The 10,956-nt window shown below is 59.8% G+C and carries 18 protein-coding genes; 13 read left to right on the top strand and 5 right to left on the bottom strand.

The features are described 5' to 3' along the window. The 3 genes from EN932_RS18360 to EN932_RS18350 form a co-directional block, all read left to right on the top strand. Nucleotides 1-298, top strand: a 298-nt coding sequence (locus EN932_RS18360) for an alpha-ketoglutarate-dependent dioxygenase AlkB (RefSeq protein WP_245483293.1), incomplete at its 5' end; no start/stop codon positions are given. Between the two features lie 132 nt (nt 299-430). Further along, a complete protein-coding gene (locus EN932_RS18355; protein ID WP_127368727.1) occupies nt 431-871 on the top strand; it encodes a DUF2231 domain-containing protein in 441 nt (146 codons plus the stop codon). Beyond that, on the top strand, nt 868-2,208 hold the full coding sequence (locus tag EN932_RS18350) for a sorbosone dehydrogenase family protein (RefSeq protein WP_127368728.1): 1,341 nt from the start codon (nt 868-870) through the stop codon (nt 2,206-2,208). Before EN932_RS18355 ends, EN932_RS18350 begins: the two co-directional genes overlap by 4 nt. A gap of 27 nt (nt 2,209-2,235) precedes the next feature. On the opposite strand, the gene EN932_RS18345 is transcribed toward EN932_RS18350, so the two are convergent. Continuing rightward, complete coding sequence (locus EN932_RS18345) at nt 2,236-3,072, bottom strand: alpha/beta hydrolase (protein ID WP_127366453.1); 837 nt, start codon at nt 3,070-3,072, stop codon at nt 2,236-2,238. A gap of 308 nt (nt 3,073-3,380) precedes the next feature. Between EN932_RS18345 and EN932_RS18340 the strand changes: the two genes are divergently transcribed. After that, entirely contained in the window at nt 3,381-3,998 is a 618-nt protein-coding gene (locus tag EN932_RS18340) for an NAD(P)H-dependent oxidoreductase (protein ID WP_024505224.1), read from the top strand. A 156-nt stretch (nt 3,999-4,154) separates the two neighbouring features. Next, the gene (locus EN932_RS18335; protein WP_013531546.1) at nt 4,155-4,319 is read left to right on the top strand and encodes a DUF3309 family protein; all 165 of its coding nucleotides are present in this window, start codon (nt 4,155-4,157) and stop codon (nt 4,317-4,319) included. Nucleotides 4,320-4,447: 128 nt separating this feature from the next. On the opposite strand, the gene EN932_RS18330 is transcribed toward EN932_RS18335, so the two are convergent. Next, the gene (locus EN932_RS18330) at nt 4,448-5,053 is read right to left on the bottom strand and encodes a DUF1236 domain-containing protein (protein WP_128368961.1); all 606 of its coding nucleotides are present in this window, start codon (nt 5,051-5,053) and stop codon (nt 4,448-4,450) included. Nucleotides 5,054-5,246: 193 nt separating this feature from the next. Here EN932_RS18330 and EN932_RS18325 point away from each other — a divergent pair, with 193 nt between their 5' ends. Continuing rightward, nucleotides 5,247-5,699: a membrane protein gene (locus tag EN932_RS18325; protein WP_013531548.1), complete on the top strand. Its 453-nt coding sequence runs from the start codon at nt 5,247-5,249 to the stop codon at nt 5,697-5,699. 91 nt (nt 5,700-5,790) lie between these two features. Continuing rightward, complete coding sequence (locus tag EN932_RS18320) at nt 5,791-6,027, top strand: hypothetical protein (RefSeq protein WP_027161660.1); 237 nt, start codon at nt 5,791-5,793, stop codon at nt 6,025-6,027. A 10-nt stretch (nt 6,028-6,037) separates the two neighbouring features. On the opposite strand, the gene EN932_RS18315 is transcribed toward EN932_RS18320, so the two are convergent. Then, nucleotides 6,038-6,295, bottom strand: coding sequence for a hypothetical protein (locus tag EN932_RS18315; RefSeq protein WP_013531550.1), 258 nt, complete (start codon nt 6,293-6,295; stop codon nt 6,038-6,040). A gap of 294 nt (nt 6,296-6,589) precedes the next feature. On the opposite strand from EN932_RS18315, the gene EN932_RS18310 reads away from it, so the two are divergent. From EN932_RS18310 to EN932_RS18295, 4 genes are all read left to right on the top strand, one after another. Next, nucleotides 6,590-6,784 (top strand): DUF2934 domain-containing protein, encoded by a 195-nt coding sequence (locus tag EN932_RS18310; RefSeq protein ID WP_032808298.1) that lies wholly within the window; start codon nt 6,590-6,592, stop codon nt 6,782-6,784. A gap of 89 nt (nt 6,785-6,873) precedes the next feature. Next, entirely contained in the window at nt 6,874-7,050 is a 177-nt protein-coding gene (locus EN932_RS18305) for a hypothetical protein (protein ID WP_013531552.1), read from the top strand. Beyond that, the gene (locus EN932_RS18300) at nt 7,047-7,943 is read left to right on the top strand and encodes an alpha/beta hydrolase (RefSeq protein WP_127385506.1); all 897 of its coding nucleotides are present in this window, start codon (nt 7,047-7,049) and stop codon (nt 7,941-7,943) included. The genes EN932_RS18305 and EN932_RS18300 overlap by 4 nt, the downstream gene beginning before the upstream one ends. A gap of 123 nt (nt 7,944-8,066) precedes the next feature. Then, nucleotides 8,067-8,477: a DUF427 domain-containing protein gene (locus tag EN932_RS18295; protein WP_013531554.1), complete on the top strand. Its 411-nt coding sequence runs from the start codon at nt 8,067-8,069 to the stop codon at nt 8,475-8,477. A gap of 43 nt (nt 8,478-8,520) precedes the next feature. On the opposite strand, the gene EN932_RS18290 is transcribed toward EN932_RS18295, so the two are convergent. Beyond that, on the bottom strand, nt 8,521-8,940 hold the full coding sequence (locus EN932_RS18290) for an HD domain-containing protein (protein WP_013531555.1): 420 nt from the start codon (nt 8,938-8,940) through the stop codon (nt 8,521-8,523). Between the two features lie 24 nt (nt 8,941-8,964). Further along, nucleotides 8,965-9,360, bottom strand: coding sequence for a GFA family protein (locus EN932_RS18285; RefSeq protein ID WP_027161657.1), 396 nt, complete (start codon nt 9,358-9,360; stop codon nt 8,965-8,967). 201 nt (nt 9,361-9,561) lie between these two features. Here EN932_RS18285 and EN932_RS18280 point away from each other — a divergent pair, with 201 nt between their 5' ends. Together EN932_RS18280 and EN932_RS18275 are read left to right on the top strand one after the other, a co-directional pair. Beyond that, entirely contained in the window at nt 9,562-10,170 is a 609-nt protein-coding gene (locus EN932_RS18280; protein ID WP_013531556.1) for a cysteine hydrolase, read from the top strand. Nucleotides 10,171-10,270: 100 nt separating this feature from the next. After that, the coding region (locus EN932_RS18275) for a DUF763 domain-containing protein (protein WP_128368960.1) at nt 10,271-10,956 on the top strand (686 nt) is incomplete at its 3' end.

The following is a 10,956-nucleotide window of genomic DNA, read 5'->3' as shown; positions in this document are numbered from 1 at the left end:
CGCCAACGCCTTCGCGCAAGTGTTGATCAACGAATACCGGCCCGGCGCCGGCATCGGCTGGCATCGAGACAAGCCTCATTTCGAAGACGTTGCGGGTGTTTCGTTGCTGGCGCCTTGCAGCTTCCGGCTCCGGCGGAAGAATGGCGCCAAATGGGATCGCCGGACCATCGTCGTCGAACCAAGGTCGGCGTATCTCATGACCGGACCATCGCGCACGGAATGGGAGCACAGCATTCCGGCGGTTGACCTGCACCGCTACTCGATCACCTTGAGGACATTGCGCACCAACTCCGCATGAGCATCGCGCGCCGAGCCGTTCTGTGCCATTGCCAGCGCCATCACGAGTTCTTGAACGCAAAACGGTTCCGGGAACCTCCCAACCACAAGTTGGTTTGGAGGACAGGTACAGCTTCAAAGGTGGAGAATGTCCATGGCCCGTGCCCGATCCGTGTTGGTGGCAGCCCGGCGTCCGTTCCATAAAACGCCGATGGCGGTCGCAAACGCATGTTTCGTCGGCACATTGCTGACCGACGTTGCCTATTGGCGAAGCGCTGAAATGATGTGGGCAAATTTTTCCGCCTGGCTGCTCCTTGCCGGCCTGGTTGTAGGCGTGCTCGCGGTCCTTGCAGCACTTGTCGATTTGTCTACCGGCCGACTTGCCCGTCAAGCCGGGCCTGCATGGCCATATCTCCTTGGCAGCCTCGTCGTGCTCGTCATATCGCTCTTCAACGCACTGGTGCACAGCCGTGATGCCTGGACCTCGGTCGTGCCGACGGGGCTCATCCTGTCCGCCGTCGCCGTGATCGTTATCCTCTTGCTGGGACTGCTGGGATGGAGTTCCGGCCACACTCAAGTGGAGGTGGTCGAATGAATGTCTCCGCCAGACATATCCGGCGTATCGCGAGCCTCGGTCTGCTGTTCGGATCGATTTTGGCGCTGCCCGCATGCAGCGATAACGAACCGGATCCCACCGATCAGGTCGGAGCAAACCCGACGCTACCTGAACCTATTCAGTATCTGGTGCCGCCCATGCATGTCGCGTCGGTCGTCGGTTGGAAACAAGACGAGAAGCCGACCGTCGCCAAGGGTTTGCAAATCCAGGCCTTTGCCAAGGGCTTGAGGCATCCGCGCTCGCTTTACACATTGCCGAATGGTGACGTTCTGGTGGTCGAATCCGTGGCGCCGGCCGGTGCCGCGATCAAGCGGCCGAAAGACCTGATCATGGGCTGGATCGAGTTGATGGCGACCTCGGGCGGCGGCACCGAAGGAAGCAACCGTATCACCCTGCTGCGGGATACGAACGGCGATGGTCTGCCCGATGTCCAGGAGGTCTTCCTCGATCATCTCAATTCGCCCTTTGGCGTGGCCCTGGTCGGCAACGATCTCTACGTCGCCAATACCGACGCCATCGTGCGTTACCCCTACACGTCGGGCGACACCAAGATCACCGCGCCGGGCGCCGTGCTGACGCCATTGCCCGGCGGACCTATCGATCACCACTGGACAAAGTCTCTCGTGGCCAGCCCCGACGGGTCTCGGCTGTATGTCGGCATCGGATCCAACAGCAACATCACCGAGAACGGCATCCAGGCGGAAAAGGACCGGGCCGCCATCTGGGAAGTCGACAGGGCCACTGGCCGCTATCGTATTTTCGCGAGCGGCCTGCGCAATCCCAACGGGCTGAGTTGGGAGCCGCAGAGCGGCGCGCTGTGGGCTGTGATCAACGAGCGCGACGAGCTCGGTCCTAACCTGGTTCCCGACTACATGACCTCGGTCAAGGACGGCGCGTTCTATGGTTGGCCGTACAGCTACTATGGTCAGCATGTCGACCCGCGCGTGATGCCGCAGCGGCCGGACCTCGTCGCCAAGGCGATCCCTCCCGACTATGCCTTGAGTTCCCACGTCGCACCTCTGGGCTTGACGTTCTACACTGGAACCAACCTGCCGGAGCTCTATCGCAACGGCGCCTTTGTTGGCGAGCATGGTAGCTGGAACCGCAAGAGCTTCAACGGCTACAAGGTCGTTTTCGTGCCGTTCAAAGACGGTCATCCAGATGGCAAGCCGCAGGACGTCGTCACCGGTTTCCTCGGCAAGGACAACAAGGCGCACGGGCGGCCCGTCGGCGTTGCCGTCGACAAATCCGGCGCGCTGCTGATCGCCGACGATGTCGGGAACACGGTCTGGCGCGTAACTTCCACGAGCCAGTAGGCACCTGCATAAACGCTGATCGCTTCACTATCTCGGTGCGAATTCCACCAGCGCCTTGACGAATTCTGCCGGTGCCTCGATCGGCAGGAATTCGCCGCAGTTGGCGATCATGTGACCTTGCAGGTTCTTTGCGCCAGACATCCTCAGACCTTCGAGGTAATCGTCGATCGATCCAAAATCCGCGTCGCCGCGGATATAGAGGATCGGAACTTCGATGCGCGCCGGGGCATTGGCCTCGGCATCCTGCTTGAACGCGCGATACCAATCAAAGCCGGCCTTAAGTGCCTCCGGCCTCGCATAGGCCTGCGTCAACGTCTCCCGCATTTCATTGGTCAATGCTTCGGGACGGCCGGCGAGCAGATCGAAGAAAAAATCGAAGTAGGCGCGTTGATGGCCCGTCACCAGCAACTCCGGTAACTCAGGCACCGCATGAAACGCAAAGTGCCAGATGCCCGGGTTTGCGACTACCTTCGTCCATGGTTGAAGGCCGGGGATAACCGTATTCATCGGCACCGCGCCGACGATGCGACCGCCATGATGGCGAGCAGCAGCGAAGGCAATCATGCCGCCCACATCGAAGCCTGCAACGACGATGGATTTGGCCCCAAGCGCCTCGGCGGCTGAAATCACAATACCGGCAAGAACCTTCTTTTCCGCCGACGGCGGAGTGCCACGCGATTCACCGATCTCCGGAAGATCGAAAGCCAGCGTAAAGTACCGCGTGCCGAGTTCATCGATCACGCCATCATAGATTTTCCTGGAATGGGGCCAGCCGTGCAGAAGGATCAAGGCCGGTCGGCGCGGATCGCCGGCCGTGGATACCGCCAGCTGCATATCGCCTGCTTCGAGGGTCTGGACGAGCATCGTCTATCCATTTTCGGGAACTCAGAAGAAAACGAAGAGCGAACGAATAGGTTGCCCCACCAGTTCAGTCTGCGTCGCTCGCCGCTGTCCGTTCTCCAACGTCTGTGCTCAAGGACCCAGCCCGCTTTCTGAGCCGGCTCGACCGTCACCAAGTGGGAGGAGGGGGCCATCCACCGGCCCTGTTGGTCCGCCTGCGGAACAAGCATTTAACCCTGGCGTTAGAATGCCGGGCGATCCCGCAACGGGCGAATGGGCAGTCGCGAAGTCGTCGCGGCGGTTTGCAATTAGGACAATGCAGGGAGATTCACATGCCGCTTACGGCCTTCGCACTCAATTGCTCGCTCAAAGCTTCGAACGACAGGGAAAAATCCTCCACCGATCGGTTGCTCGCCGATGTCCTGGCGGCGTTGATGCAATACGATGTGAAGGGCGAGATCGTGCGTGCGCTCAGCCACGATATCAAGCCCGGCGTGCTCTCCGACATGGGCGAGGGCGACGATTGGCCGAAACTCAGAAAGAAGATACTGGCGGCCGACATCTTCGTGCTCGGGCTTCCGATCTGGCTTGGCCAGCCCTCGAGTGTGGCCAAGCGCGTCCTGGAGCGGATGGATGCCTTTCTCGAGGAGACGGATGACAGAGGGCGAATGCCGGCAGCAGGAAAGGTGGCCCTGGTGGCCATCGTCGGTAATGAGGACGGTGCGCATCACTGCCACGCGGAATGCTTTCAGGCATTGAACGATGTCGGCTTCACCATCCCGGCCAATGGCGGGGTCTACTGGGTTGGCGAGGCGATGGAGGACGTCAACTATGTCGACCTGCCGGCAACTCCGGAAAAAGTCTCGGGTGCGATCGAAATGGCAGCCTCAAACGCCGCCCATCTCGCTGGATTGCTGAAAGACCGGGGCTACTCGGGCGTCTCGGGATGACCTTTGTTCGCCTAAACAACTTTGAGCGGCCAGACCTTGCAGCGTCGATGAGGTCTCAATCGGGAACAGGAAGGCTTGTAGCGAGTTCATATTCTCATCAGCCGGCGACCGCCGCTCCGTCTACACGGCGCGAAGCCGCAAACAGGAGAGCAAGTCATGGGTCTCGGCACAATTCTTATCATCATTCTGATTATCGCATTGCTTGGCGGCTTTAGTGGACTTGGCGGCGGGCCATTCTACGGCACCGGCTATTACGGGGGCGGCGGCCTCGGTCTTCTGCTGCTTATAGTCATAATCCTGGTCGTGCTCGGGCGTCTCTAGCCGAGTCTGCCATGCGGTGGCAGATTGTATCACCTGCCGCTTGCGGTTCTCTTCGGAGTTGCTTTGAATCCATAGCAGTCCGGCAATGACGGTCCGCCCTCTGGAGGGCGGACCACTCGTCGGACATATCAGGTCAAAATCAGCACGATCTTGAACGTATCCGGATCAACGATGACGATCCGACCGTCCGCAAGCACGAAATACTCGTAGCTTTCGTAAGCGGGAACGATCTTGACGATACGAGCCGGCAGCCGATGCAGCCTGACCTTGTGCCGCGGAACTTCGACGCCGACGCTGATGTCAAAATTGACATTGGACACAGGCTCGACCTTCGTCTCCCGGATAATCTGAGTGACTTGGGTTTTCTGCTCCACCGTCACGTTGTTGATGGAACCGGTCGACGTCGTATCCTGTGTCGAGGCCTTGCCCTGGGCCTGCTGGTCGGTGGTGGTGCCGGTCTTGCCCTGAGCCTGCTCGTCGGTCTGCATCTTGGTCTTGCCCTGGGCCTGCTGGTCGGTGGTGGTGCCGGCCTTGCCCTGAGCCTGCTCGTCGGTCTTCAGCTTGGCTTTGCCCTGGGCCTGCTCGCCCATCTTGGAGCCGTTCTGGCAGTCAGCCTGCCCGGAAGCGCAGTTGGCGTCTGCGCCAGATTGGCTTTCGGTCTGTTGTGTCTGAGCCACCGCCGTTCCACAGCCGAGCCCGATGGCCAGCATGCTGGTAATGAGAACACGTTTCATGGGAAATCTCCCTGGGTAAGGTTCGTCCCTTCACTGGGTAGAACCAGCACCCAAAAAAAATGTTCCGAGATAGATGCGTGAGTGCTAAAAAACGACCCCGCTTGAGATCATACGATCGCGGGCGGAAGCCGCCGTTAAAGCGACCTTTTCAACCTTGGCGATTGCCCTAGCTGTCTCCTGAGAGGAGACCGACATGGCAATCTATAGTCTGAGAGTGGTCAGCTTCATTTTCGTTGCACTGGCTTTCGCTCCGGCCGCCGCGCATTTCTTCGCCATGTTCAACAAGATGAAGCTCGACGGGCCAAACTATCTGGCTGCGCAGCGCGCCTATGATGGATGGAGCCTGTTCGGCATCGTGGTGCTGGGAGCATTGCTCTCCACGGCCGCCCTGGCGATCCTGCTCTATCGAGCGAGCGCATCTTTCGGCTTGGTTGTTGTCGCCTTTCTAAGCATCGGCGCCACGCAGTTTGCCTTCTGGACGCTGACCTATCCAATCAATCAGGCGACCCGGAACTGGACTGTCCTCCCTGAAAACTGGGAGCTGCTGCGGCGCCAATGGGAGTATTCGCATGCCATCGCCGCAGGCCTCAACGCCTTGGCGTTGCTGGTGCTTTTCATATCGGCGCTTCGCCCTGCGGTGCGTTGAACGACCACGTCGTCACCAGCACGGCCAGCGGGCAGGAACCACCATGAAGCGGAATCATTGAAACGCCAGATGTCCCAGCGCGGCAGGAAAAATGAAACGGTACTATTTTGATCTTCAAAACGGTGACGGCGCGGTACCCGACGATGACGGGCAGCTGTTCGAATCCCGGGAACAAGCCAGAGCGGAAGCAATTCGTATTTTGCAGGATGTCGCCCAAGACGAAATGCCCGACTGCGATTTCGTCAAGATAACCGTCAAGGTACGCGATGAGATCGGTGCGCAGATGTTTGAGGCGTCGCTTGTTCTGACCTCCGGATGGAGCGTTTGATGTCGCAGTGCTAGCGGCGATACCGCACCGGGATTTGCACGACATTCTCCGATCCAGGCAGATCAAAGGCCATGGCCAGCTGACGTACGGAGGCCATCTCCACGATCAGTTCTTCAATCGAAAGGTCTGGCAGGCCGGTCTTCACCCTCTGCCTCACCCTGGCCGCAAGTTCATGAACCCGCACCGGGACGAAAAGCGGGCTGTCGTCCAGCAGCTTGCTGATTTCGATGACCACATCGGCGTCGATGTCTTTCGGCAATTCCCGCATGAGCGTCACCTCCAATCGAAGCAACAGCCCGCCATGTCGATGCGACGGGCGATCCGGCTTTGAGCGCCGGGCAGTGGGATCGGAGAGGGACGTGCTCGGCGCTGGCCGATAGCCTGATTCATAAAACTGCGAGCATAGGTGTGTCACGAAAAAATATCGGTACGAAATTTACCAAGCCGGTCATTCCATGCAATCCACAAGGGCCTTCCCGAAATCCGGCAGCGGCTGTTGCCGACAGAGGAGGAACAAAAAATATGGCCCGGAATTGAGACTGACGAATTGGAGGATCTAGCCATGGACAGCAGGGAAGAAAAGATCAAACGACGGGCCCATGAAATCTGGGAACAAGAGGGCCGGCCGGTAGGCCGCGAGCAGGAGCACTGGGATCGGGCCGTGCAGGAGATCGAAGCTGAGGGTTCGGAGACTGAACGTGGCCCGGTTCTGCCTGACCCGACAGTTGCGGCCGATTCCAATAGCTCGAAGCGTTGATCGGCAATCCCATGGCGTCTTGAGGACCCCGGTCGGGCAACCAAATTGGCGGAACCTCGTTTGCCGGGCATCAACCAGAGGAGGTTTCGATGAAGAGGTTCTTTTCATTCCTGGTCTTGGCCGCTGCCCTTGCGCTCGGCGCCTGCGACAACAACACCGAGCCGATGAAAGCCACCAGCAACAAGAACCCACAGGTTGATCAGGCCGCCAGACCAGGCCCCACGACTGGCGGCGACCAGCCAGCTACGGTGCCTCAGAGCAAATGAACTCCGTCTCACATTGCGACACACCTCTGCTGCGCGTCGCCTATCTCGATGGTGGACCGCAGGACGGCGCCCCGGTTGTCCTGCTGCATGGCTGGCCCGACGACGCGACGACATACGCTCGTATTTCGCCGGTCCTTCATGAAGCTGGCTTCCGGACGTTTTCCCCTTGGTTGCGAGGCTTTGGGCCGACATCGTTCCTGTCGAAAGAAACCATGCGCTCGGGCGAGATTGCCGCGATGGCGCAGGATGTGCTGGATTTTGCAGATGCGCTTGGCATCAGCCGCTTTGCAGTTGTCGGACATGATTGGGGCGCTCGGATATCCTATCTGCTCGCGTCGGTTTTTCCGGACCGCATCAAGTGCTGCGCTGCGCTGTCCCTCGGCTGGCAACCAGGCAAACCAGCAACGCCGACGCCCGAACAGGCGAAAGCATTTTGGTATCAATGGTTCATGGCGACCGCACGGGGCGCCGAGTTCGTACGAAAGAACGGCAAGGAATTCGCCAGGTATCAGTGGGACAGCTGGGGTCCATCAGGCTGGTTCGACGACGCCATTTTCGATGGCGTTGCGAGCTCGTTCGAAAATCCTGACTGGGCGGATGTGACGTTGCATTCCTATCGGGTCCGGTGGGAAGAGGCCGAGCCCGATCCGCGTTATGCCGAACTCGCCCGCCGGCAAGCAACGGTCAAGATCATCACCGTGCCGATCCTGACGCTTCACGGTGGTGACGACCGCGTTGTGTTTGCCCAGTCTTCAGAGGGGCTCGAAGAGCATTTCACCGCGTTCTACAGGCGGGTGGTGCTGGATGGCATCGGACACTTCCCGACGCGTGAGGCTTCTGATCAGGTTTCGCGAATGTTGGCTGCGTTTCTCGATAGCCATGGCAAGCGCTGAAGGAGGGGCGCCATCGACCCCATAGTAAAGACCGGAACCTGACGCATCGCCGCGCATTTCGTCTCCATGCATGACGAACCGAAATGCGGTCTCGCAATCAATCGGCAGCCAGGGAGAATTTGGATGCAAGCTTCAGGCGCAATCTCAAGACACCATGCTGGCCAGTTGGCCATAGAACCGTTTGCGGGCACGGTGACGGTACGATTTTCCGACGCCATAGTCGCTGCCACGGAACGGGCGAAAGTGCTTCAGGAAGAAGGGCATGAGCCCGTGTTCTATATCCCTTTCGAAGACATCTATTTTGACCTTTTCGAAAAAACGAACACCACCAGCCGCTCCCCTTTGAAAGGTACCGCGAGCTACTGGCGCGTCCATGCCGTGGGCAGCTCGGCTGACGATTTCATGTGGGCATACGAGACGCCTGAAACCGCGGCGCGGGCCATTGCACGTCATGGTGCATTCGATCCGGAAAAGGCGCGCATCGATGTCGAGCCCGCGGAGGACAGAAGGCATACGCCCCACGTCACGGAGTAGATTGCCCGTTCTCATCGGCGCGAGCTGAAATTCAAGGCAGCTGCTAACCGCGTGGAAACTCTTCATCAAGGATGCGTAGTGCCTCCTCGTATCTGACGGTTGATGCCCCGGCCTGTCGTGCCTGCCAGATATTGTCCGCCAGATCCGCGCGCTTCACCGGCAGCGCCAATGGATTCGATGCCGCTCGTCGCACGAACGCGAAGTAATCCTCGCCGTCCCTGCGCGACATGGCGTCGACGGCCGACGCGATCGTCGGGCCAAAACCGGCCTCTTCCAACCTGGTCCGGTCCCAGCCTTCGCCCTTTTCCAGGACGTCATGGAGATAGGCGACGACCTTCTGATCCTTGGTTTCGACCGCGTCAACGACACGCCGACAGTGCTCGATATAAGGTCGCCCGGTCTTGTCGCGCTGTGCCGCGTGGACCTCTTCGGCAATCTTGGCCGCCCGGTAAAACATGCTCATCAGGCTTCCCCTTCAGACATGGTTTCACCATCGCTCCTCGGTGTCGTGGTGCGGCAGGTCCATTCCGCAGCAAACCCAGCCAAGTCGCTGCCTCGATCCATAATTGTAGCGCGGCTCCAGGCGAGCTGGATCGTCGAACGTTCCGACATGAAGCGCGATCTCTCCCGGCGATGCGTCATAGGCGAGGCTGAGCGGCGATCCGCAGGCGGAGCAAAACCCCCTGCAGGCAATCGGCGAAGACCTGCGATAGGTCGGCGTCGCATCGGTCCAGGTCACGCTTTGGGAAGGTACCCAGGCCAGAACCGCGAACGCACTGCCGGTCGCTCGCCGGCACATATCACAATGGCAGTAATGCACTCTCGGTTCGCTTCCAACGCGGAAGCGGATCGTGCCGCAGAGACATCCTCCGCTCAGTTCCATTTTGGCGCCCCGGTTGACTTGCGGCTCCAACGCCTCTCGCGCGGTCTCATGCGAGCACCTCCATTCATCACAGCGGAAACGCCGGTCATTTGCGTCGGTTCCTGTTGGCTATCTCAGGAACCAGTGCTTGCGCGCGGCGTTGCGTGTCTTTGCTGGCAAAATGAGGAGTCAGGGAATGCTTGGCCGGTCGGAGACGCACTGATGTCGATGCCGGGGCTGGCATACGGTCCCCTGGGCGATCGATGCATGCATGTCTGCGTGGATATGCAGCGGCTGTTTGCCGAGCCGTCTCAATGGGCAACACCCTGGATCACCCGGGTTCTCCCGCAGATCGAGACGCTGGTCGAAAGACGCGCGCCGCAGACGGTCTTTACACGCTTCCTGCCAGCCAAGAAGCCGGGGCAGGGCGTCGGCACCTGGAAGCGCTATTATGAGCGCTGGGCTTCACAGACGATCGAGACGATCGGGCCTGAAATGACCGAGCTGTTGCCGTCTTTAGCCGGCTACTGCCCGCCAGCGGCGATAATCGACAAGCACATCTACTCGCCCTGGTTCGAAGGGCGCCTCAGAGCCTTCCTGGTGGAGCGCGGCATCGATACGCTCGTCATCACCGGTGGCGAAACGGATGTTTGCGTTCTGGCCACGGTGCTCGGAGCCATCGATTTCGGCTATCGCGTGGTTCTCGTCACGGACGCGCTATGCAGTTCTTCCGATGCAACCCACGACGCACTGCTGACCGTTTACCACCAACGTTTCGCGCAGCAGGTCGAGACGGTTGAGATGGAAACGGTTCTCTCGAACTGGACTTGACGTTCGCCAACTCGGCTCGGCGGAAAGTGTCCATGCTTCCTTGCGCGGTTTGGCTGCCTATCTGTTAAGAGAATAACGGACACCAGAACGGATAGCAGACGTGACGCAACGATCGGGAAGTGCTGATCTTCCACTCCATGGCGGGCGCGTGCCAAAATGGCTCGGTGACCGCATGACGCGTCTTGGCGCCGTGATGTGCGAAGCGATCATTCATCACTATGGTCGAGACGAACTGCTGCGACGGCTGGCGCATCCGTTCTGGTTTCAGTCCTTTGGTGCTGTCATGGGCATGGATTGGCACTCGTCGGGGATCACGACCAGCGCCGTGGGCGCTTTGAAGCGTGGCCTCACGCCGCTTTCCGGCGAGCTCGGCATTCATGTCTGCGGTGGTCGCGGCGCGCATTCGCGAAAAACCCCGCATGAACTCGAAGCCATCGGCCAACGCGTCGGCTTTGACGGAGCGGGCCTGGCCACCGTCAGCCGTCTTGTCGCCAAGGTCGACAGCGCCGCAGTCCAGGACGGTTTCGATCTTTACCTGCATGGTTTCATCGTCACCGATGACGGTCGCTGGGTCGTGGTGCAGCAAGGCATGAACGGTGACAGCAAGGTGGCGCGCCGCTACCATTGGCTCTCCGAGGGGCTCAAGAGTTTTGTCGACCAGCCGCATGCCGCCATCGAGGGCATCAATCAAGGCGAGATCGTCAACCTGACCGACAGGCGCGCTGACGCGTCGCGCCAAGGGCAACTGAACCTTTTGCAGGAGCTCGGACCCGATCGCATCCTGGG

Source organism: Mesorhizobium sp. M7A.F.Ca.US.002.01.1.1, assembly GCF_004022955.1.
Taxonomy (GTDB): Bacteria; Pseudomonadota; Alphaproteobacteria; order Rhizobiales; family Rhizobiaceae; genus Mesorhizobium; species Mesorhizobium ciceri.
Note: the sequence above shows the minus strand (reverse complement) of the source record. Positions and strands in the feature narration are given on the sequence as shown.